Origin of the sequence: Pengzhenrongella phosphoraccumulans (genome assembly GCF_045689905.1) — a bacterium.
Lineage (GTDB): Bacteria > Actinomycetota > Actinomycetes > Actinomycetales > Cellulomonadaceae > Pengzhenrongella > Pengzhenrongella phosphoraccumulans.
Genome location: NZ_CP144210.1, coordinates 1,310,243 through 1,330,605 on the forward strand (window position 1 = coordinate 1,310,243; position 20,363 = coordinate 1,330,605).

Annotated in this window: 23 protein-coding genes; 6 read left to right on the forward strand and 17 right to left on the reverse strand. The window is 70.5% G+C overall.

Annotation, left to right across the window (positions count from 1 at the left end; genetic code table 11):
- The first annotated feature begins 26 nt into the window (after window positions 1-26).
- Window positions 27-533, forward strand: a complete 507-nt coding sequence (locus tag VTA80_RS06060) for a VanZ family protein (protein WP_407344495.1) — start codon at window positions 27-29, stop codon at window positions 531-533.
- On the opposite strand, the gene VTA80_RS06065 is transcribed toward VTA80_RS06060, so the two are convergent.
- From VTA80_RS06065 to VTA80_RS06100, 8 genes are all read right to left on the reverse strand, one after another.
- Complete coding sequence (locus tag VTA80_RS06065) at window positions 423-2,099, reverse strand: lytic murein transglycosylase (protein WP_407344496.1); 1,677 nt, start codon at window positions 2,097-2,099, stop codon at window positions 423-425. The two genes, VTA80_RS06060 and VTA80_RS06065, sit on opposite strands and share 111 nt — an antisense overlap.
- 263 nt (window positions 2,100-2,362) lie before the next feature.
- Window positions 2,363-3,064: a DUF4397 domain-containing protein gene (locus VTA80_RS06070; protein WP_407344497.1), complete on the reverse strand. Its 702-nt coding sequence runs from the start codon at window positions 3,062-3,064 to the stop codon at window positions 2,363-2,365.
- A 115-nt stretch (window positions 3,065-3,179) separates the two neighbouring features.
- On the reverse strand, window positions 3,180-3,716 hold the full coding sequence (locus tag VTA80_RS06075) for a CAP domain-containing protein (protein ID WP_407344498.1): 537 nt from the start codon (window positions 3,714-3,716) through the stop codon (window positions 3,180-3,182).
- A 276-nt stretch (window positions 3,717-3,992) separates the two neighbouring features.
- Entirely contained in the window at window positions 3,993-5,600 is a 1,608-nt protein-coding gene (locus VTA80_RS06080; RefSeq protein ID WP_407344499.1) for an Ig-like domain repeat protein, read from the reverse strand.
- 250 nt (window positions 5,601-5,850) lie between these two features.
- Complete coding sequence (locus VTA80_RS06085; RefSeq protein ID WP_407344500.1) at window positions 5,851-6,471, reverse strand: hypothetical protein; 621 nt, start codon at window positions 6,469-6,471, stop codon at window positions 5,851-5,853.
- A gap of 89 nt (window positions 6,472-6,560) precedes the next feature.
- Window positions 6,561-6,749 (reverse strand): hypothetical protein, encoded by a 189-nt coding sequence (locus VTA80_RS06090; protein WP_407344501.1) that lies wholly within the window; start codon window positions 6,747-6,749, stop codon window positions 6,561-6,563.
- 80 nt (window positions 6,750-6,829) lie between these two features.
- Complete coding sequence (locus tag VTA80_RS06095; RefSeq protein ID WP_407344502.1) at window positions 6,830-7,231, reverse strand: VOC family protein; 402 nt, start codon at window positions 7,229-7,231, stop codon at window positions 6,830-6,832.
- Window positions 7,232-7,340: 109 nt separating this feature from the next.
- Window positions 7,341-7,898, reverse strand: a complete 558-nt coding sequence (locus VTA80_RS06100; protein WP_407344503.1) for a hypothetical protein — start codon at window positions 7,896-7,898, stop codon at window positions 7,341-7,343.
- Between the two features lie 194 nt (window positions 7,899-8,092).
- Between VTA80_RS06100 and VTA80_RS06105 the strand changes: the two genes are divergently transcribed.
- Window positions 8,093-8,545, forward strand: coding sequence for a MarR family transcriptional regulator (locus VTA80_RS06105; RefSeq protein WP_407344504.1), 453 nt, complete (start codon window positions 8,093-8,095; stop codon window positions 8,543-8,545).
- Between the two features lie 29 nt (window positions 8,546-8,574).
- On the opposite strand, the gene VTA80_RS06110 is transcribed toward VTA80_RS06105, so the two are convergent.
- The 5 genes from VTA80_RS06110 to VTA80_RS06130 all read right to left on the reverse strand — a co-directional run bounded on the left by VTA80_RS06110 (window position 8,575) and on the right by VTA80_RS06130 (window position 13,873).
- A complete protein-coding gene (locus tag VTA80_RS06110; RefSeq protein ID WP_407344505.1) occupies window positions 8,575-9,882 on the reverse strand; it encodes a UDP-glucose dehydrogenase family protein in 1,308 nt (435 codons plus the stop codon).
- Between the two features lie 139 nt (window positions 9,883-10,021).
- Window positions 10,022-10,825, reverse strand: coding sequence for a hypothetical protein (locus tag VTA80_RS06115; protein WP_407344506.1), 804 nt, complete (start codon window positions 10,823-10,825; stop codon window positions 10,022-10,024).
- A gap of 136 nt (window positions 10,826-10,961) precedes the next feature.
- On the reverse strand, window positions 10,962-12,434 hold the full coding sequence (locus tag VTA80_RS06120; RefSeq protein ID WP_407344507.1) for an NCS2 family permease: 1,473 nt from the start codon (window positions 12,432-12,434) through the stop codon (window positions 10,962-10,964).
- 140 nt (window positions 12,435-12,574) lie between these two features.
- Window positions 12,575-13,048, reverse strand: coding sequence for a signal peptidase I (locus VTA80_RS06125; RefSeq protein ID WP_407344508.1), 474 nt, complete (start codon window positions 13,046-13,048; stop codon window positions 12,575-12,577).
- A 105-nt stretch (window positions 13,049-13,153) separates the two neighbouring features.
- Window positions 13,154-13,873 (reverse strand): hypothetical protein, encoded by a 720-nt coding sequence (locus tag VTA80_RS06130; RefSeq protein WP_407344509.1) that lies wholly within the window; start codon window positions 13,871-13,873, stop codon window positions 13,154-13,156.
- Between the two features lie 646 nt (window positions 13,874-14,519).
- Here VTA80_RS06130 and VTA80_RS06135 point away from each other — a divergent pair.
- Window positions 14,520-14,792 (forward strand): response regulator transcription factor, encoded by a 273-nt coding sequence (locus VTA80_RS06135; RefSeq protein ID WP_407344510.1) that lies wholly within the window; start codon window positions 14,520-14,522, stop codon window positions 14,790-14,792.
- A gap of 9 nt (window positions 14,793-14,801) precedes the next feature.
- On the opposite strand, the gene VTA80_RS06140 is transcribed toward VTA80_RS06135, so the two are convergent.
- From VTA80_RS06140 to VTA80_RS06150, 3 genes are all read right to left on the reverse strand, one after another.
- Window positions 14,802-15,974 carry a low temperature requirement protein A gene (locus VTA80_RS06140; RefSeq protein WP_407344511.1) on the reverse strand — a complete coding sequence of 391 codons (1,173 nt, stop codon included), beginning with the start codon at window positions 15,972-15,974 and terminating at the stop codon, window positions 14,802-14,804.
- 57 nt (window positions 15,975-16,031) lie between these two features.
- Complete coding sequence (locus tag VTA80_RS06145; RefSeq protein WP_407344512.1) at window positions 16,032-16,304, reverse strand: hypothetical protein; 273 nt, start codon at window positions 16,302-16,304, stop codon at window positions 16,032-16,034.
- A 293-nt stretch (window positions 16,305-16,597) separates the two neighbouring features.
- Window positions 16,598-17,287: a LiaF transmembrane domain-containing protein gene (locus VTA80_RS06150; RefSeq protein ID WP_407344513.1), complete on the reverse strand. Its 690-nt coding sequence runs from the start codon at window positions 17,285-17,287 to the stop codon at window positions 16,598-16,600.
- Between the two features lie 94 nt (window positions 17,288-17,381).
- Between VTA80_RS06150 and VTA80_RS06155 the strand changes: the two genes are divergently transcribed.
- Together VTA80_RS06155 and VTA80_RS06160 are read left to right on the forward strand one after the other, a co-directional pair.
- Entirely contained in the window at window positions 17,382-17,627 is a 246-nt protein-coding gene (locus VTA80_RS06155) for an AbrB/MazE/SpoVT family DNA-binding domain-containing protein (protein WP_407344514.1), read from the forward strand.
- Window positions 17,624-17,992: a type II toxin-antitoxin system VapC family toxin gene (locus VTA80_RS06160; protein ID WP_407344515.1), complete on the forward strand. Its 369-nt coding sequence runs from the start codon at window positions 17,624-17,626 to the stop codon at window positions 17,990-17,992. Before VTA80_RS06155 ends, VTA80_RS06160 begins: the two co-directional genes overlap by 4 nt.
- Here the strand turns inward: VTA80_RS06160 and VTA80_RS06165 are convergent.
- Window positions 17,980-18,171 (reverse strand): hypothetical protein, encoded by a 192-nt coding sequence (locus VTA80_RS06165; protein WP_407344516.1) that lies wholly within the window; start codon window positions 18,169-18,171, stop codon window positions 17,980-17,982. The two genes, VTA80_RS06160 and VTA80_RS06165, sit on opposite strands and share 13 nt — an antisense overlap.
- Before the next feature lie 350 nt (window positions 18,172-18,521).
- On the opposite strand from VTA80_RS06165, the gene VTA80_RS06170 reads away from it, so the two are divergent.
- A complete protein-coding gene (locus tag VTA80_RS06170; RefSeq protein WP_407344517.1) occupies window positions 18,522-20,297 on the forward strand; it encodes a DUF222 domain-containing protein in 1,776 nt (591 codons plus the stop codon).
- Window positions 20,298-20,363: the final 66 nt, after the last annotated feature.

The following is a 20,363-nucleotide window of genomic DNA, read 5'->3' on the forward strand; positions in this document are numbered from 1 at the left end:
TTCCCCGCCCAGCGACGCGGGCTGAGGTGGGCCCTGCGGCCTACACCGTGGTCGTCGCGGTGGTCCTCGGCTGGCGCACCCCGACGACCCCGGTCGTCGATACGCTCGCCGTGGTGTCCGAGCAGGTGCGGGCCATCGGAGCGGAGGCCTGGCTCACCGATCCGCGCATCGAGTTCCTCGCAAATGTCGCGCTGTTCGTACCGTTCGGACCTCTGCTCGCCGCCGTCCTACGCCCGACCCGGTGGTGGTGGGCGGTGGTCGTCGGCTTCGGCTACTCGATCACCGCCGAGATCGCGCAGGCGATCTGGCGTCCGCAGCGGTCCGGGACGGTGAGCGAAGTCGTCGCGAACACACTCGGCGCGCTCGTCGGGGCAGGCGTCACGGTACTGATCGCTCGCAGGTTGTCAGGGGCGCTGGAGTTGTCAGGGGCGCAGGAGCACGAACGAGCAGACCAGCTCGCCGCGGTCGAGTGCGCAGCCGACGCCGACCTCGGTGAGCCGCGGGGCGACGAGTCCATCGCGGAGATCCCCTGAGGCCAGCCACCCGGCCACGACGTCGCCCGGCGAGGCGGAGCCGCGACTGACGATCTCGGTCGCCCCGGGTGCCGAGGCGCACGCGGCGAGCAGCTCGTCCACGGACGCCCGGGTGACGTCCACCTGACCGACAAGGCTCGTGGCACGACCGAGTGCAACCGACTGGGCGCACTCGGACCCGACCAGCGGCGCCAACCCCGCGGCGACCCGCGCCTCGTTCACCTCCTCGACCAGCCCAGCCGCATAGGCGACCGGGTCGCACGGGTCCACCGCGGTGGGGGCCTGCGGAGCGACGACGCCCGAGGCTTGCGGGGCTGCAGCTTCGGCAGCAGGATCGGCCGCAGGTTCGGCTGCAGGCTTGGCCGCCTCCGGCTCCTGCGCGGGAGAGCCGGGCGGAGCCGCCGGAACAGAACAAGCGGAGTCGGTGACCGGGTCGGTCGACGGATCGGTGACCGGGTCGATCACGGGATCGGTAACGGGATCGGTAACGGGATCGGTGGCCGGGTCCGTCACGGGATCGGTCGACGGGTCCGCGGACGTCGAGGGGGCAGCCACGGGGCCGGGGACCGGATCGGTCACCGGTTGGGTCACTGGCTCACTTGCCGGGACGGTCACCTGTTCGACGACGGGAGGCACGACCACAGGCGGTTCGACGACCGGCGCGGGCGCGGGACTGCTGGGCGGTGCGACCGCTCCAGATCCCCCGGCGCCGCCGACCGTCACACCGTGCCGATACGCCTCGGCGAGCCCGAGCACCCGCAGCCCGTACGGAACGCTGTGGTTGTAACGCATCAATGCCGCGGCAGCGCCTGCCGGGTCGCCCACCCGGGAGTCGCCGGCGCACAGGTAGTGGGCCGCGGCCAGGGCGGCGTCGTCGATGTCGTGCGGGTCGGCGACCCCGTCACCGTCACCGTCGACCCCGGAACGCGCCCAGGTTCCCGGGATGAACTGCAGCGGGCCGACCGCGCGGTCGAACACCACGTCACCGTCGAATCGGCCGCCGTCGGTGTCGAGGATCCGCGCGACGCCGGGTCGGCCATCGAGCGGGATCCCGATGATCCGCGGGTGTGAGACCCCGTCGGCCCCGATCGTCGCCCCTCCGTACCGCCCGTGGTTCGACTCGACGCGACCGATGCCGGCGAGCAGCGCGAAGTCGAGGCCGCAGGTGGGGTCGCTCACCGCGACCGCAGCGGCGGCGGCCCGATAGGCCCGCAGGGCGGACTCGGGGATGTCCCCGCTGCCCGGCGCCGCGGACGATCCGGAAGTGCCCGCCCCGCTCGACCGTCCAGCTGGCGACGACGCCGTCGACGACTGCGCCGCCGAGTCCTGCGCGTCCAATGGCTGCTCTGAAGACGACCCCGCCGCGAGCCGCGCCGTCGACGGCAGCGGCTCGATCTGCAGCGTGTCGCCCGGTTCCACGACCACCTGCCGGCCAGACGCCACCCCTGCCTCGAGCGGCCCCAGGGCGGAACCCACCCCCGAGGCCGACGTCGCCATCGACACGACCACGACGGTCACCAGCGTCCAGGCCACCCGCCTGCGCTGCCGGCTGCTCCCACGAGTCATGCTCGCCCTCCCGCTGACGCCTTCCCCACAACGTGTGTGTTGCGAGACGCCTCCGACTTTCGCTCCCGAGCGTCAAGCCTGCGTGAAAAACGCGGCGAGCGCATCGCAAGCGTCACTTTCCCGTCACAGAACCCCACCCGCGGCAGGGGCTCCGGTGAGGAAGTCCCGGGCCAGCCTCGCCCGACCTCCCTCACCGGAGCCCTCTCGCCGGCCCCTGTTCTGGGAACCCCTGGGACGACCTCAGTCGTCCTGGGAACCGCTAACTAGCGCTTGACGCACGGCTTCAACGCCACCGTCTGCACGGCGATGTTGAGGCTGCCATCCGCGGCGCTGCCCCACGCGTACACGATCGTGTTGGTCCGCTTCGCGACCGTCACGTCGGCCGGCCCGATCACCGGCGCCGTCGTCCCCGCGAGCGCGACGGCGGCCGAGTAGGTCCCGACCGGGAGCTTGAGCTTGGCCTGGTTGCCGTTCGTCAGCCCGGCGATCGCCACGGCGCCGTTAGCGAGCACGTCCACGGCAGGTGCGGCCGCGACGTGCCGCACCGTCAGTCGACCCTGACCGCGCTTGACGGCGGACTGGTCGTTCTTGAACAAGGTCGCCGTCGGCGTCCCCGATTCCGACAGGTGCGCCACCGCCGTGTAGCTCTTGCCCCGCTTCAGCGTGAGGTCCACCGGCCCGATGATGGGCGCGCTCGCGTCGAGCGCGTCCGCCCCCGTGATGGCCACGGAGTAGGTCCCCGCGGCGAGCTTCAGCGGCCCCGCGAGGGTCCCGGGGGTGAAGTTGTCGAGCGTGAGCGCGCCGTTGACGTAGACGTCGACGACCACCCCGGGCACGCCGTGCAGCACCGAGAGCTCGGCCGTTCCCCGCCCGGTGGCTCGGCTGTCCTGGGCCTGAGCTGGGGCGATTCCGGTGAGGGCGAGCAGCGCCCCGGTTGCGACTGCGATCACGAAGGACTTGCGCATGGTTCCTCCTGCTGGTCGTGGACGGCGGAGCCCCATCGCCCCGCTCACCCCCACTACCGCGCCCGACGTCGACTCGGATGCACCCTGGCAGGATCTCAAGGGCGACCCACCTGCCTCACGGTCCGAGGTACACCTGCGAGCACAGCATCTCGCCGCCGTCGAGCACGCAACCCACCCCGAGCTCGGTCAGGTCCGGGTCGAGCAGGTTGGACCGGTGCCCCGGCGACGCCATCCAGGCCGCCATGACGTCGGCGGGCTCGGCGGCCGCCCGGCTCAGGTTCTCTGCCGCGGTCGTCGACGGCGCGCAGTCCGAGATCACCCCGGTCAGCGGCGCGTGGGTCAGCTCCGCGGCCCCGACCAGCGCCTCCGCCCGCTGCGCCGCGGCCGCCTGCGCGCACGACGACGCCACGACCGCCGGCAGCCCGGCGTCGGCCCGCACCGCGTTGGTGCGTGTGAACAGCTCGCCGGCGAACGTCGCCGGATCCCGCGGGCCCAGCGTGTGGGCCGCGGCGTCCGACGGCGGCTGGGTGCCCACCACTCCCGTGCCCGACGTCGAAGGCGCCGTCGTCGGCCCGACCGAGCAGCCCGAGAGGACCGCGAGCCCGGCCAATAGCCCCGCCGCGAGCCGTGCCGCAAAGAGGACTGTTCCCACGCTTCATAGTATTCGGGACCCCTCCACACGCCCGGGGGCATCGCCCGTGGGTGGGTTCGCCGGATCGGGTTGAGTTCGCCGGTTGAGCCCGGCGAACTCAACCCGATCCAGCGAACTCATGGGGTCCATCGGCCAGAGGCACGTCGCGCGTGCCGGTGCGGTCGTCCTGTCGGACGTCCCGCCGGGCCGGACGGCCGTCGGCAACCCGGCCCACCTCGTCTGAACCCCGCACCTGCCCGACGGCGGCGGCGCCGTCGGGCAGCAGGTGCGGACCGATCAGTCGGCCCGGTGGCTCGAGCCCCGCGCGGACCGCCCGGCCCGCCGGCGCGTGAACACGGTCGCCGCACCACCGAGCGCCAGCAGGGCGATCGCCCAGCCGACCAGGTCCTGCACGTTCGCGCCTGTGGCTGCGAGCACGGCGCCAGCGAGGCCGTGCGCGCGGGCCGGGGTCGCCGCCCGGACGGGTGCTGCCACCGGCGAAGCGCCCGTGGCTCCGGGCGTCGCAGGGACGGGGGTCGTCACCGGCGTACCGCCCGTGGCTCCGGGCGTCGCCGTCACCGTGAGCCGCGCGGTGTCGTCGGACGCCGCGAACGTCTCGCTCGTCGCCTCGATGGTGGCGCTGATCGCCCAGTCGCCTGCGGCGAGGTCCGCCGGCAGCGCGAACGTGAGCACGCCCTCGGCGTCGGTGGCGGCGCTGCCGGCGTCGACCGTCACTCCCGGCCGCGTCGCGGTGAACGCCACGGGCGTCTCGGTGACCGGCGCGGAACCGCCGTCGCCGTCGGGCAGCCGGACGGCGACCTGGGCGGACGCCTGCACGCCGTGCGCGACCGAGGCCGGCACGGTCACGGTCACGACGGGCTGGCCCTTGCGGGTCGGCACCTCGCCCGAGCCGTCGGCCGCGGCGAGAAACCCGTCGCCGGAGTAGGAAAGGTAGAGCGCGGTCGACCCAGCGGGCAGCGGCGTCGCAAGGTCGAGCGAGCCGGTCCCGTCCACGAGGTCGACGGTCCCGAGATCGGCGCCGTCGGTGTCGATGCGGACGGTGCCCTCGGCGACGTGCCCGGCGACCTCGCCGACGTCGACAACGAGGGCCTGTTTCTGCCCCACGACGAGCTCGGCCGGCTCCGGGGAGACGGTGACGCTCGCGAGCGCCCGGTCCACCTCGACGTCGGACGGCTCGCTCTCAGACGGCTCGACCAGGTCGTCGCCCGAGTAGGCGAGCACGACGTTGTGGGTGCCGGGCTCGAGCGTCGCAGGTAGCGCGAGCATGGCGGTCCCCAGCCCGGAACCACCGGCGTCGACGGTGACAGTCCCATTGGCGATCTCCACGCCGCGGTCGGTCAGGGTGACCTCGCCGGTCGGGTCAGCCTCGGGGCTCGCGTTGACCTGCACTGTCATCGAGCCCGCCGTGCCGAAGGTGAGGTCGGGAGCTTCGGTCACGGTGAGGCTGCTGGGGACCTGCGCCACCGCGAAGTCGGCGCTGTCGGAGGAGGACGCGTACTCGTCGTCGCCTGGGAACTCGGCGGTCACCGTGTGACTCCCCGGGGCCTGTACGCCGAGGTCGAAGCGGAGCAGACCGTCCTCGAACGTCTCAGCGACGGTGGCGCCACCGTCCACGGAGAGCTCGACCTGCCCGGTCAGGCCGGGCGGGACCTCACCCTCGCCGCCGTCACTGCTCTCGAGGTCGGTGGCCACGGTCACTTCACCGGTCACCGCGGTGCCGTACTCGAGGTCCGCGCTGTCGAGGAAGACGGCGGTCGTGGTGGTCGGGCGGTCGTCGCCGCCCCAGCCGGCGAGAGCCATCGCGGGCGCCACGCCGATCCCACCGATGACGGCGACGGCCGCCGCCAACGCGACGAGCGGACGAATCGAGCGCGGATTGACCACTGGTGCCCCCCTGTGCCCCCCGGAGGGGTGAATGTCCTGATGATGCTCAGGTGAGGCTTCCATGCAGTCGAGCAGCGCGGTCTATCCCGAGGGTCTGAAAGGTGTGATCTAAGCCACACTGGGGCACGGTGGGCTGTTTCGCGGACCGCCCACGCTCACACAGCACGCGGGCGAAGTCCGGCCTCGCGGGGTGAAAGTGCGGCCTGGCTCACCCAGTTGGCGCAGCCCGCCAGGGCTGGCTGGACCTGGGCTAGGGCTGCACGGAGTGCAGGCCGACCGGAAAGCGTGACAGCGGCGACGGCGCGGCCGCCCAAGCCGATCGGGGCCGCGTGAGGGCCACGACCTCCCCGGGGTCGCCGCCGGAGATCAACCACAGCCGCGGCGACAGCGCCTCGCCGTCGACCGCCAGCCCGGTCACCGGAGTGGTCATCCACGCCTCGACCTCGAGCGGAGGCTGATCGGCGGGGAGCGCCGCCAGGACCTCGCGCAACCCAGGAAGGGGCTCCTGCTCCTCGAACTGCCACGCCGGCAGCAGCTGGCTACGCCCGATGGACTTGGCGTACAGGCCGCCGAGGGCGATCATGCGGCGTACCCGCGACGCCTCCCACCCCAGCATCTGGGCGACCTGCGCGGTCGTCCGGCTGGTCGCGACGATCCGCCCCCAGTCCGTCACCGCCCGGACCGCGGACACCTCCGCACCCGGGGAGAGGACGACGTCGTCGCGCACGGTCAGGTGGACTGCGGTGTCGGGCGCCTGCCGGGCGTGCACGTCGGCGTGGGTCTCGGTCACTGCGGTACGCATCAGGTCGACGAATTCGCGTTCGGACAGGTCGCTACCCATCTCACGCAGGAATTCGGTGGTCACACTCATGGAGAACCTCCACGGACCATCGTAGGCCGGTGCGCGATGACCTGCGCCGAGGGTCCACGGCCACGCGGCTGACCTGGCTGTGGGCGCCTCTAGCGGCGCTGGCGCAGCCGCTCCACGAGGAACCCGCCGAACGGCGTCACCAGGAGGAGGATCACGAACACCCACGCCCACTCCCGCAGCCGGGGCACCAGCAGGCACACCGCCAGCACGCCGATCAGGAGGAACGCGACGCGAATCCCGCGCACGGGACTGCGGTCCGATCCGGTGCTCTTCGGCATCGCCACTCCCTGGTCGGCACGGGTCCTGCCCGTGAGGTTAGCCGCCCAGAACCTCGACCAGCGCAGGGTTGAGAGACAACTCAGGCTTCGTCGCCCGCACCAGCGTCGTAGGACCCCCGCGGCGGCAGCTCCTGCAGCGTCCAGGTGTTGCCGTCGGGGTCGGAGAACGAGGTGAAAGACCCCCACGCGAGAGTCACGACCTCGGTCGCCTCGACCCCACGTTCGACCAGTTCCCGCCGGGCAGCCTGCGCGTTCGTCACTACGGCCTGGATGCTGTTCTGCGTCCCGGGCGTCATGTCGGTGATCCCCTCCCCGAATGCGATCGAGCACGCGGACGACGGCGGCGTGACCTGCACGAATCTCGTGAGATCGTCCACCCTCGCCTGCATGTCGAGATGGAATCCGCACTTGTCGACGTAGAACCCGATCGCCCGGTCGACATCGGTCACGGGCACGAAGATGAGCTCGATCCTGCACTCCATGGGAACCTCCGATCGGCGCCGCCAGGCCGGACGCCAGGCGGCATCGGACCATCGTGGCGCGAGCCACCGACATCGGAACCACAGTGAGGGGTGGGCTCCAGACCGACGCTCAGGCCGCGGTGGTCACCGGCTCCGTGGCGGTAGCGCTCGCCTGGATGTTGACGACGAGCCGGAAGGTCCCGCGCAGCAGCAAGCCGAACCCGCCGACGGCGATGATCGCTCCAAGGCTCTGCCCGAGTGCGGGCTCACCGAGGCGATCGCTTTTCAGGAGGGGCCCAAGCTGGCCGGCCCGGTACAACGTGAGCCCGACCGCCAGGGTGAGCATGCCCCCGGCGAAGTACAACGCCGACGGCGCCACGCGCCGCGCGGAGCTCGCCAACCGGGAGTGCGCCGCCAGGGCTGCCGCATCGACCGCACGCGCGAGCCGATACACCCCCACCACGGTGGCCGCCAGACCGATCAGGGAGAGCACCGCGCCGACGATGAGGGCGCCACGCCAGTCCGACTCCGAGCTCAGGAACGATGCCGGAATGACGAAGGTCGCCGAACGCTGGGCCCCGAGCCACGTCTGCTCACCAGCCAGGAAGACCACCTGTCCGACCGCCAGCACGGCGAGGCCGCCGGGAACGAGGAACGCGGGCAGCTCGCGCGGACCTGCGGTGGGCAAGCCACGAGCCGGATCGACGACCATCGGTGAACCCCCTGCTCACGGGTGTGCGGAGCCGTCCTTCGCGCGCCCGCGATGCCGCGCACTGTCAACCTAGACCCACAACCACGACCCACCGGTTCCGCCCGCGACCTCGGGAAAGGTGGTCGAACTTTAGATGGTTAGAACTTCTAACTATCGGGTACGGTGCAGGCATGACCGATCACACCCTCCTGCCCGGCGCCGTCCGAGGCCTCATCCGCGTCGCGCGCCTCGTGGAGGGCGCCTCCGGCGACCTGAGCATCGCCGACTTCCGCGTCCTGTCGATCATCGCGAGCGGTGAGAACAGCCCGTCGCAGATCGCCGCACGCCTGCTGCTCAGCAAGCCGACCATCAGCTCGACACTCGACTCGCTCGGCAAGCGCGCCCTGATCGAGCGTTCGGCCGTGCCCGACGACGCCCGCGCCGTCACCCTCGCGCTGTCCGAGAAGGGCGCGGACCTGCTCGAGCGCGCCGAGCGACGGATGTCCCGTCAGCTCGAGCTCCTGTGCGCGCGCACGCCCGACGCCGACCAGGTCGTCGCGTCCCTCGCCGCGCTGGAGAGCGCGATCGAGGCCATCGTCACCGACCGGCTGGCCCGGGCCGCGAGCGCGCCGAGGCCCGACTGAACCTCGGCAGTTCCAGCGCCACCAACGGATCAGCGGCGCCCGAGCGCTCGGTAGGTCCACCCGGCGGCGCGCCACACCTCGGGGTCGAGCACGTTGCGCCCGTCCAGCACGCGCTTCTTGTGCACCACGGTCGCGAGCTTGTCCGGGTCGAGGTTGCGGTACTCGTCCCACTCGGTGGCGATGAGGATGACGTCGGCGCCGATGGCGGCCTGCTCGGCGGTCTCCGCGAAGTTCAGGTCCGGCCACTTGTACCGCGCGTTGGCGATCGCCTGCGGGTCCGTGACGACCACGTGCGCGCCCTGCAGCTGCATCTGTGCCGCCACGGAGAGGGCCGGCGAGTCGCGCACGTCGTCGCTGTTGGGCTTGAACGCGGCCCCGAGCACCGCGATCCGCCGTCCGACGATCGATCCGCCGCAGACCTCCCGCGCCAGGTCGACCATCCGCACCCGGCGCCGCATGTTGATCGAGTCCACCTCGCGCAGGAAGCTCAGCGCCTGGTCGACCCCGAGCTCGCCCGCCCGGGCCATGAACGCCCGAATGTCCTTGGGCAGGCACCCGCCACCGAAGCCGAGCCCGGCGTTGAGGAACTTGCGCCCGATCCGGGCATCGTGCCCGATGGCGTCCGCCAGTCCCGCGACGTCGGCGCCGGTCGCCTCGCACAGCTCGGCCATGGCGTTGATGAACGAGATCTTGGTCGCCAGGAACGAGTTCGCCGCGACCTTGACGAGTTGGGCCGTCGCGTAGTCCGTCACGACCAGCGGGATCCCCTCGGACAGCGGGATCGAGTACACCTCGTCGAGGATCGCCTTCGCCTTGGCCCCCGCCTCCCCCGAGGGGATGCCGTACACGAGCCGGTCGGGGTGCAACGTGTCCTCGACCGCGAACCCCTCGCGCAGGAACTCGGGGTTCCAGACGAGCGTCGCGCCGGTACCGGTCAGCTCGCCCGCGAGCCGCTCGGCCGTCCCGACGGGCACGGTCGACTTGCCAGCCACGATGTCACCGTCGGACAGGTAAGGGATCAGCGACTGGAAAGCCGCATCGACGTACATGAGGTCCGCGGCGAACTCGCCGCGCTTCTGCGGCGTGCCCACGCACACGAAGTGCACCTGGGCGCCGACCACCTCGGCCGGATCGGTCGTGAACCGCAGTCGCCCGGTCGCGATTGTCTGGGTGAGCAGCTCGGGCAGCCCGGGCTCGAAGAACGGCGCCGTCCCCGCCTCGAGCGCGGCAACCTTGGCCGCGTCGACATCCAGGCCGACGACGTCGTGCCCCAGCTGGGCCATCGCTGCGGCGTGCACGGCGCCGAGGTAGCCGCAGCCGATCACGGAGATGCGCATGGGGTCCCCCAGTCACGAATGCCTTGAGGAGCAGCGAATTTGCTGCGCCCCTCGATCGACAATCGTGGCATATCCGACAGGTAGAACCATGCCTGAGTGACCTAATTCACCCGATGCCGGACACCCTCCAGCGGAGACGCTACGCGTGCGCGAGTGGTCGCTGAGCGCCGTCGCGATAGGCGGCCCAGGTCGCGACGAGCTGGTCGCGCGCGGCGTTGTGCACGTCCGGGACCAGGCCCAGCAACAGCTCGCGGGCCTCCACGTTGTTCAGCTCGACGGCGCGCAGAAACGTCTCCACCGGGTCTCCGGTCGGCACGGGCACAGGCGCGGTCCGGGTGGCCGTCGCGTAGTCGGTGACGACGCGCGGCACGCCGTCGGCCAGCAGCCCTGCGAAGACGCGGTCGAGGATCACCATCGCGGTCTCGCCGGACGTTCCCGCGGGAACGCCGTACACCAGGCGCTCGGGTCGGAGCAGGTTCGCGAGCTCGAATCCGACGCGCGGGTCGAGCGACTTCCGCACGTAGGTCGCCCCGGTCCCCTCGAGGTGGGCGGCAAACCGCTCGGCCGCGCCCTGCGGGACCGTGGACCGGCTGGCGACGACGTCACCGTGGGCCAGGTGCGGCCGCATCGCGTCGGCGGCGACCTCGGTAAACGCGAGGTCGCCGGCGAAGGACCCGCGGTCCAGAGGCGCACCGACGCAGATGAAGTGCACCCGCGCGCCGATGATGGCGGCCAGGTCCGTGGTGAAGCGCAATCGACCGGTCGCCAGCATCTCGGCGAGGGCCTCGACGAGTCCCGACTCGGCACCGTCCGCTCGTCCAGCCGTGAGCGCGGCCACGACCGCCGCGTCGCAGTCCACCCCGACCACGTCGTGACCCATCGAGGCGAGGGCGACCGCCTGCGCCGCGCCCAGGGTCGAGCAACCGATCACCGAGACGCGCATAGGGCTTCCTGACGAGGGGGAACGGAGTGCACACCGTAAGTCCCCGATCGTGGTCAGGTGGCCGAATCAGATTGATGAGACAAGTCCGGCGGTGGCGGGCAACAGCCCACCACCGCCGGTCATCCGAACTGACTGATCAGACGCCGAGCAGCGTCTTGATCGGGCCGAGCGTGAAGTACACGACGAACAGCGCACCCGAGACCCACATCAGCGGGTGGATCTCCTTGATCTTGCCGACGGCGATCTTGATGACGACGAAGGAGACGAAGCCCGCGCCGATGCCGACGGTGATCGAGTACGTGAACGGCATCAGGATGATCGTGAGGAACGCCGGGATGGCGATCTCGTAGTTCTTCCAGGAGATGCCCGCGACCTGCATCATCATGAGGAACCCGACGATGACCAGGGCCGGCGTCGCGGCCTCGTACGGCACGATCGCGACGAGCGGCGACAGGAACGTCGCGAGCAGGAAGGCCACGCCGGTGACGACCGAGGCGAGCCCGGTACGGGCGCCGTCCCCGACGCCCGTAGCCGACTCGATGTAGCTCGTGTTGGACGAGACGGAACCCATCCCGCCGGCAGCGGCGGCGATGGAGTCGACGATGAGGATCTCGCGTGTCTTGGGCGGGGTGCCCTTGTCGTCGAGCAGGTCAGCCTCGGCGCCGATGGCGACCATGGTGCCCATGGTGTCGAAGAAGTCCGCGAGCATGATCGAGAAGACGAGCAGCACGACGGCGACGACGCCGATCTTCTCGACCGACCCGAACAGGGAGAACTGCCCGAGCAGGGAGAAGTCGGGGGCCGCAAAGATCTTGTCGGGCAGCGCCGGGACGTCCAGGGACCAGCCGAGCGGGTTGTCCTCGGAGCGCGCGCCGACCTTGGCGATGGCCTCGACGACCACGGCAAGCAGGGTCGACGCGACGATCGAGATGAGGATCGCGCCGCGCACCTTGCGGGTGATGAGAACGATCATGAGCAGCAGGCCGACGACGAAGACGACGATCGGCCAACCGGCCAGCGAGCCGGTCCGTCCGAGCTGAAGCGGCACGCCCTGGCCGGTGGTGACGAAGCCGGCGTCGTACAGGCCGATCAGGGCGATGAACAGCCCGATGCCGACGGAGATGGCGGTCTTGAGCTCGACCGGCACGGCGCGGAACACGGCCTCGCGGAACCCGGTGAGCACGAGCAGCAGGATGAGCAGCCCCTCGAGCACGACCAGCCCCATCGCGTCCGCCCAGCTGACCCCCGGCAGGCTGGCGATCGAGAAGGCGACGACGGCGTTCAGCCCGAGCCCGGCGGCGAGCGCCAGCGGGAAGTTGGCCACAACCCCCATGAGGATCGACATCACACCGGCCACCAGCGCGGTGGTCGCGGCGATCATCCCGAGGTTGGGTCCGGCGGACCCGCCCCCGAGGAAGTTGCCGGTGCCGTCCTGCACGGTCCCGATGATGAGCGGGTTCAGCACGATGATGTAGCTCATCGCGAAGAACGTCACGAGGCCACCGCGGACCTCGGTGCCGAGCGTGGAGCCACGCTCGGTGATCTTGAAGAACTTGTCGAGGGCGCCGGGCGGGGCCGTCGGTTTCTTGAGCGTGCCGGTGGGGGTCATGGGGGGCATCGTGCCAGGTTTCGGCCGGGGCTAAGCGGGACGTCCACGTGACTTAACGCGCATGAAACGTGGAAGGTGCGAGCGCGGCCTTCATACCCTGCGGTGGAGCGGCGACCGCGAGCTGGCGAGGCGGGCCAGGGTCACGCGAATGACACTGCCGAGGCCTTCTCGTCCTCGAACTCCTCGGGGAAGAACAGCTGCCAAAGAAGGATGATCGAGGTGAGTCCCAGCACGACGGCCGCGACCCCTGCCGGCTGCTTGAAGAAGACCAGGACGTAGCCCCAGCGGGGTGCAACAGCAACGACGCGCCCGACAACACTCGACTGGGGAATCGTCCACGGGTCGTCCGTCGCGTTCGCATCGCCCTTCGTCGTGAGCCCACCGGGCGCGGACTCGACGACGCGGTGGGTGACGAAGCCAGCACTGGTTCTGAAGGTGATGACATCGCCGCTCGAGGGGCTATCAGCCGAGGGCGGGGCGTCGATGACGAGCGCTCCGACCGGGTACGCCGGCGACATGGAGCCGGTCTGAATGGCGTATAGCCGGTACCCCTGGGACCAGGCGAGCGCTGCGCCGGCGACGACCGCGAGCAGCACGGCAAGCAAGAGCGCCACCGATGCCCGTCTCACAGTCTCGACCGCCGTTTCGCGTCTACCAGGTTCCCTGAACTGCCGGACGGCAGGGAGCCCACTTTCGAGCCCCCGCCGTCCGGTCATCGGTCAGAAGTCGTCGACCGCGTTCGGGCGAACACCTTCCTGGGTGGCGACGATCTTGAAGGGGACGTTGGCCCACTGGATGTCCTGCAGCTCGTCGGCCATCGTCGTGAGTCCGAATGTCACCTGGATCGTCCCGTGCGCACCGTTGGAGAGCCCCGAGGCGAGCTTGATAGCCGAAGGCACGCCGCAGTAGGCCGGGTGCGTGTACTCAGGTGTTGCCGGGCGGTTGGCGCCGCCTGTGCCGTCTGCGGTCACGGGGCAGGGAACGCTATTGGGCTCGTTGGCAGGCACGTGGTTGAGGTTGTAGGACTCGAAGAGCACCCCGGCCTCGGCCGTCCCCACCTTGAAGTGGCCATAGCGACCAAGCCCGCCGTCGGGGTAGAGCGGGTTGCGATTGGCGCCGGTGAACGCGAGGTAGTTGACACTCGTCGGCTCGAACGTGAGCCACACGTCGGACTTGCCACTGACGTCGAGGCTGTAGTTGATGGACTGGGCGGCCGGGTCGACGCCAGGCATGAGACCAGTGAACGCGATGTTCGGGTTGCTCACACTGAGGTTCACATGACCGGCCGTCGCGCTGAGGCCGCCGACCTCCGTGTCACTGAAGTAGGCACCCGTGCCCGAGACGGCGACGCCGGCGAGGACGGCAGTCAAACCCACTGCGCCGAGGAATCCGCCGAGGCGGAGGGACTTGCGTACTGAGGTCGAGCGGGGTCGCGACATGAACTGCCTCCGGAGCGTGGTCAGAGCATCGGTTTCGCCTCTGGCTCCCTGCCGGTCTCCCCTGGCGACCACACGACCGGCAGATCCACGCCTCGCTCGCGGCCCTGAGGACCGCGCAAGCAGTACAACAGGATTCGCCACCACAAACTGCCGCTTAACCGCAAACACACCCGTCTGGCCGAACAGTGCACTATTCGGGCATTCTAATCGGGGCGCCATCGAGCGCGCTGAGCCCTCAGCTCGTACGAAAGAATGCGCGATCCCGCAATAAAACTATCGCCGGTCTGCGGCCACAGTAGTAACAGGGCGGGCACGGCTCGACCCGCCTGCATCCAAAACCCGTCCGACGTTGTCCGGAGTTCCATCCCAAGCGGCGCCACGGGCTGATTCGTGCCCGATTCGCCGGTTGTGTGAGCCGGCCGCGGCGTTGCGAGGCCACCAATCGCCGTCGGGCAATTACGGGCTTTCGTGTGCGGAGTGACATGGACCACTGCAGCCATTCGGGTGAAATTCGCGGCCGCGCCAATACACGGCAGGTATCAATTGAATCGAAACCATAAAGTTGACGCAGTCAATGCACGAAGCATGACCGGAGCACTTCCACGGTCACCCGCAACGGGAACTTCGAAGGACACCGGTAACCACTGTGAACGTCTCCCTGAAAAGCCCGACCGCGGCACTCGCGGCCGACCTCGAGTCAGCGCTGCATCGCGAGCGCCTCGAGGCACTGAGCCCGCGCGAGCGCATCGTGCTGTCTCACCTCACTGAGAACATCACGCTCGTGGAGCTCGCGGCGCTGCTCTGGGTGTCCCACAACACGATCAAGTCGCAGGTGCGCAGCGTGTACCGGAAGATCGACGTCTCGTCGCGGGCGGACGCAGTCGCGTGGGCCAAGGACGCCGGGTTGGCTGAGGACTGACGCCTCGGGCTACAGCGGGCTCGGGGCCACCCCGCGCTGCCGCTCAGCGACGATCACGCTTGCGATCCCGGCCGCGATGAGGGCAAGAATCCACGCCGCCGGGACCGACGCCGCGAGCACGCAGGACGTCCCGAACACGACAGTGATGCCTACCCGCGCCCAGAGCACCTCCCCCGTCGTCCGCCACAGGGCGAGGGCTGTGGCGAGCAGGAACGCGGCCGCGCCACCGACCAGGAAGGCGAGGTCTGCGGGCTCGATCGGGTCGTACGGGTGGGCGATCGCGCCCTCGAGCCCGACCGCGACGCCGACGATCGCGAACACCACCACGAAGTGCACGAAGCTGAACGCGTCGCGGGCCATCGCGGACTGGGTCGCGCCGGTCACCCGGTCGATGGCGTGCTCGATCGCCGCGTGGACCCAGGCGAAGTAGGTCCACCAGAGCTCGGCGGCGATCACGACGCCGAGCACCATCACGATGACCAGGGCGCCGGTGCGATCGACGTCGGACGCTGTGACGCCGACGGCGATCAGGGACTCCCCCAGGGCGATGATGACGAAGAGGCCGTACCGCTCGGCGAAGTGGCCGGCGCGCAGGTTCCACCCCTCGGACCTCCCCGCGACGGCGCCGGCGACGAGGTCGGCCACGATCACCGCGAGCCACGCCCAGCTGCGCGCCGGGGTGTCCAGCGCGCCGCCGACGAGCGCGATGGCCAGACCGATCAGCGAGAGGGTGGCGAACTTCGTCACGGCCGAGCGCTGGTGCGGGTCGCTGCCCGAGATGGCGAGGTAGAGCCAGAGCCCGACCAGGCGGACGGCGACGTACGGCACGACGAACCAGAGGCCCTGGCCGTCGTCGAACGCCGTCGGCAGCGCGTAGGCCATGAGGAAGGCGACCGCGGTGGCGATCAGGGTTGCGAGCTCGACGACGCGGTGCCGCGTGTCCGCGGTGTTCAGGGCCCAGGTGAACTGCGTCCACGCCCACCAGACCAACCAGAACGCGAGCAGACCGCGCACGAGGCCCTGCGCGGTGAGGTCGCCGTGGATCAGATCGACGACCTGGGTCACGGCGTAGACGAAGACCAGGTCGAAGAACAGCTCGACGTAGGTGGCGCCCTGGTCGTCGTCGGTGCGCAGCTCGGGCCGCGACAGGCACGGGGCGGCGGGGTTGCGGCGTGGCGTCATGGCGGGTCGGCCTCCGGGGCGAAGGACTCGGAGGTTCGACAGTAGCTGCGGGCGGCCCTATCGGCGGGTCTGAAGCGCCTCGTCGAAGACCTGGAACAGCTCGCGGGGGGTGCGGGCGCCCGAGCGATAAGCCTTGACTCCCTCTTCCGGGCTCAGGGTTGCGTCGAGGTAGAGCACCGAACCGTCGGGGCCCACAAGGACGCCACCCTCAGCCAGGACGCCGGTTCGGACCAGGACGAGATCGCCGTCGACCGAGCGGCTGTGGCTCCGGGTGCGGTCGAGCGTGGTGCGCAGGCACATGGCGCCGATCCGCAGTGCTTCGTCCGTCATGACGCGGCCCCCGTCTGGCGTGCTGGCCGGCCCGGCCGGCTTGGGAATCGCACCGTTCGGCCGCCGTCGGCTGGTGGTGCGAATTGTCCTTTTGTGAGTGATTCGGAGAGTAGACCCGGCTTTGTCGGAGCGGAGGTGGATTGGCGGGTGGATTCGTTCGACGTTGTCCGATCTTCCGTGCGGCACCCATGGTTGGGCGCCGCCTCGATTCGACCCGAGGTCGAACGCGGAGTGTCGCGGGTGCTGGAAGTGCGACCGACCGGCTCGCGCGGCCGCCCGCCGTCGGGCAGGAATCAGTCGGAGATCGTGGCTGCGGCGCGGGTCTTGATCTCGACGCCGCCCATGATGGCCGTGATGTGGATCCGGAGCACGGGAGCCGCGGGGTCAAGGGGCGCGACGGTCTTGTCCGTCCAGCCGCCGAGCAGCTGAAGCCCGTTCACCTGCACGCGCCAGTGCGGCGGGACCTTGATCTCGACGCCGCCCCACGCGGTGAACACGGAGAGGTCGGCGCTGCCGACGATGTCGGCGTCGCGTAGATCGACATCGATGCCGCCCATGATTGCGCTGAGGCTGCCGCCCGCGAACCGTTGGGAGGTGGTGCGGCGCACCGAGCCCCACCAGATCGCGGTGGAATTGATCGTGGTGTCATCGGGGCCCTGAACACCCCGGCTCGTCAGCACCGACAGGCCGACGACCATGATGGCCAGCGGCCACAGGAAATCCCCGACATTGCCCGCGAGGAGATCCAGCCGGCCGAGCTGGAAAAGCACCCCGACGGCAATGACGACGACCGGGCCGAGCCAGGCGCGCGGTGCGGAGATGAGCGCCGCGAGGCCGACGCCGACGATCACGAGCGGCCACCAGGTGGAGATCAGGGTGTCGAGACTGAGGTCGATGAAACCCATTCTGCGCAGGAGAGCGATCGCTCCGATAGCGAGGATGGCGACGCCAAGGAATAGCTGTGATGTCGGGCGGCGATTCATTCCTCGACCCTAGACCGGGCCGAGGGCGACCGGTTCCGGCGTTGGTGTTGGCGGCTGCTTCCCACTCGGTGCTGTCTGGGGGTACGGTTGCGTGATGAATGGGACACACGCCGTCGTGATGGGAGACCGTGGTCGATTGGTCGTCCCCGCCGAGGTGCGCCTACGGGCGAGGCTGGACGCCGGGACGCCGTTGATCCTGGTCGAGACCGGGCAGGGGATCATCTTGCTCACCCGCGAGCAGGCGCGGGCGAGGATCTCCGCCTCGCTCCAGGGAGCCGACCTCGTCAGCGCCCTCCTGACCGAGCGTCGCGCGGACGCCGCCGCCGAGGACCTCACGTGACGGTCGTTCTGGATGCCTCGGCACTGCTCGCCTTCTTGCAGGGCGAACCGGGTTCCGACGTCGTCGAAGAGCTGCTTACGGACGACGCGCGATGTGCGGCCGTGAACTGGTCCGAGGTTGCCCAGAAGGTGCGCGCCTCTGGCGCGGACTGGTCACTGGCCCGTGCGCTCCTGGTGAGCTACGGCCTGCAGGTCGAGGCGAGCACCGTCGAGGACGCCGAGTGGGCCGCTGCGCAGTGGAGTCGAGGAGACGGCTTGTCGCTCGCAGACCGGTTCTGCCTCGCGCTGACCGCGCGCCTCGCCGTGCCGGTGTGGACGGCCGACACCGCGTGGGGCAACGAGGCGCCGGTCCGTCAGCTGCGCTGAGTTGGAATTGTGATGATGACCGGTTCGGGCGCCGTCGGCCCGGGACAGCGACCGCCGCCGTCCGTGCGCCGGTACGTGATCGGGTAGGCACCGCGCGCCAGCTCTTTTCCTGTGGTGGCGTCGAGCACGACTGCTGCTACTACGGTCGGCGGCGCGGAGTCGAACTGCTCCGTGGACATCGTGAGCGCCCAGCCCTGGTCGACCGCCTCGGCGGGTTGGGGGGCGCACTGTTCACCGAGGCAGGCGAGGACCTCGGCCGTGGCCGGCGACTGGCCTGGGACCTGCGCGCTGCATGGCGGGGTCCTTCCGTCGGGTGGGGCGTTCGGGGTTGGGTTCCATCATCGTGGGCTCGGTGGGGTGCGGTGCGTGTTTTCGTCGCTCCCCAGGTTCTATGCCGGAACCCTTGACCGTTTCGTCCGGGTTGGGTACGATTAGCACAGGTGTTCGATCTTCTAACTCGGTTCTAGCGACTCGATGGCGAGAGGGGACGGCTGTGGACATGACCACCGGGCCTGCTCCCGCTCCAGCGGTGATCACGAGTCTGGCTCGCGGCACCAACAGTCCCGGGGTGGCCGACGGCGGCACCGGGTCGAGTTCCCCGGGGATCCTGGCCGACGGCGGCCCGGCGTCGGGTTCCTCTCGGGCCGTGGCCGACGGCGGCCCGGTCGCGCTGCTCGCGTGCAGGGCGCGCTCGGAGGTGGCCGGGTTGCGCGCGGCGGCTGCGGCGCTCGCCGCGGTCGCGGCAGGGGCGTCGGGGTGGGCCGGGCCTGAGCGGCAGGGCATCCTCACCGAGCTGAATCTGACCATCGACACCCTGCAGGCGATCCGCTCGGCCGTGCTCATTGCGGAGCGGGACGCGGACACGTGGCGCGGGTCCGGGGACCCGAGCTTCGAAGCCTGGGTCGGGCGCAAGACCCGCCTAGGCAAGCGCGGCGGGGCCGCGCGGGTGCGCCAGGCCGCCGAGCTCGACACCGTCCCCGACGTGCTGGACGCCGTGACCGAGGGGCGTATCCCGCTGGAGCACGCCGGGATCATCGCCAAGGTCGCCGCCTCCGGCACCCCCGCCCAACGCGAAGCCGCCACCTCCCCCGCCGGGCAAGAGACGTTGTTGGGGTTGGCGGCCGGGCAGGACGCGGGCACGTTCGCGCGCACCGCCGACCGGTGGGCCGCCCACGTGGACCCCGCCGGCCTGGAACGCGACCACCAAGCCCAACGCCGCGCCAGGTTCTTGCACCTGACCCACACCCCGCACGGCACCCACCTCAAAGGACTGCTCGACTCCCTCACCGGCCACCAGGTCGCCCTCGCCCTGGAAGCCGCCACCCCCCGCCCGGCCGCCGACGACGACCGCGACTACGGCCAACGCAACGCCGACGCCCTGGGGTCCATCGCCGACCGCATCCTGGCCTCGGTAGACACCAAACCGGGTGCGCACGTGCCACCCCAGGTGTCCGTCATCCTGACCGAAGCGACCTGGCTTGCTGCCCAAGCCGACCGCGACCGCCGCCGCACCGCCCTGGCCACCTTCGGATTCACCGCCGACAGCGCCGACGACGGCGACACGGGTGGCGGCGGCGAGTTTGACCGGCGCAGCGACCGTGACGGCGAGATTGGCGGCAACACCCTGTTCGGCAGCGGCAACGACACCAGCAACGAGACCCGATGCGGGGCCGGCCCCGCGATGCTCCCAGTCCTGGGGTACGCGCCCGCCACCCTCGAGGACGGCACACCCGTGCCCGCCTCCGAGCTCGGCGTGATCATGTGCGACTGCGAACTGACCCGCATCGTCATCAACGCCGACGGAGTCCCCCTAGACCTCGGACGCACCGAACGACTGTTCACCGGGGCCCAACGCAAAGCCGTCATCGCCCGCGACCGCGAATGCGCCTGGCCCGACTGCCACGCCCACGCCCGCTGGTGCCACATCCACCACCTGGCCTGGTGGCAACGCGACAACGGAGCCACCTCCGTGGAAAACGGTGCGTTGCTGTGCAACTTCCACCACCACGAAGTCCACCGACTCGACCTCACCCTGACCCGCCACACCACACGCGACTACGACGCCATCACCGGCATCGCCCGCGTCTGGTACCAACTCACCGACCCCACCGGACGACAACTCCGACAGACCGGGCCACCCGGGACCGGGGCAAGCCCACCCGAGGTCGGGGCTAGCCCACCCGCCGGGCCACCCGAACGACCGGGGCCAGGCGGGCCGCAGCGACCAGGCCGTTTGCAGGTCGAGCTCGACCTCTCCGCGGGGCCTGACTCGCTCGCGGCATCAGCCGTCTCGCTCGTCGCGTAGTGCCGCCGGTGATGTAGTGCCGCCGGTGCTGCGCGCCCGCGCGTGATTTGCGTGGGCGGGGAGACC

Excerpts from the sequence above, each read along its gene's own strand:
- VTA80_RS06130 (WP_407344509.1), bottom strand. The coding sequence starts at position 13,873 with ATGTCGCGACCCCGCTCGACCTCAGTACGCAAGTCCCTCCGCCTCGGC.
- VTA80_RS06150 (WP_407344513.1), bottom strand. The coding sequence starts at position 17,287 with ATGAATCGCCGCCCGACATCACAGCTATTCCTTGGCGTCGCCATCCTC.
- VTA80_RS06090 (WP_407344501.1), bottom strand. The coding sequence starts at position 6,749 with ATGCCGAAGAGCACCGGATCGGACCGCAGTCCCGTGCGCGGGATTCGC.
- VTA80_RS06070 (WP_407344497.1), bottom strand. The coding sequence starts at position 3,064 with ATGCGCAAGTCCTTCGTGATCGCAGTCGCAACCGGGGCGCTGCTCGCC.
- VTA80_RS06165 (WP_407344516.1), bottom strand. The coding sequence starts at position 18,171 with ATGTCCACGGAGCAGTTCGACTCCGCGCCGCCGACCGTAGTAGCAGCA.
- VTA80_RS06085 (WP_407344500.1), bottom strand. The coding sequence starts at position 6,471 with ATGAGTGTGACCACCGAATTCCTGCGTGAGATGGGTAGCGACCTGTCC.
- VTA80_RS06115 (WP_407344506.1), bottom strand. The coding sequence starts at position 10,825 with ATGCGCGTCTCGGTGATCGGTTGCTCGACCCTGGGCGCGGCGCAGGCG.
- VTA80_RS06155 (WP_407344514.1), top strand. The coding sequence starts at position 17,382 with ATGAATGGGACACACGCCGTCGTGATGGGAGACCGTGGTCGATTGGTC.
- VTA80_RS06095 (WP_407344502.1), bottom strand. The coding sequence starts at position 7,231 with ATGGAGTGCAGGATCGAGCTCATCTTCGTGCCCGTGACCGATGTCGAC.
- VTA80_RS06105 (WP_407344504.1), top strand. The coding sequence starts at position 8,093 with ATGACCGATCACACCCTCCTGCCCGGCGCCGTCCGAGGCCTCATCCGC.
- VTA80_RS06110 (WP_407344505.1), bottom strand. The coding sequence starts at position 9,882 with ATGCGCATCTCCGTGATCGGCTGCGGCTACCTCGGCGCCGTGCACGCC.
- VTA80_RS06065 (WP_407344496.1), bottom strand. The coding sequence starts at position 2,099 with ATGACTCGTGGGAGCAGCCGGCAGCGCAGGCGGGTGGCCTGGACGCTG.
- VTA80_RS06140 (WP_407344511.1), bottom strand. The coding sequence starts at position 15,974 with ATGACGCCACGCCGCAACCCCGCCGCCCCGTGCCTGTCGCGGCCCGAG.
- VTA80_RS06145 (WP_407344512.1), bottom strand. The coding sequence starts at position 16,304 with ATGACGGACGAAGCACTGCGGATCGGCGCCATGTGCCTGCGCACCACG.
- VTA80_RS06120 (WP_407344507.1), bottom strand. The coding sequence starts at position 12,434 with ATGACCCCCACCGGCACGCTCAAGAAACCGACGGCCCCGCCCGGCGCC.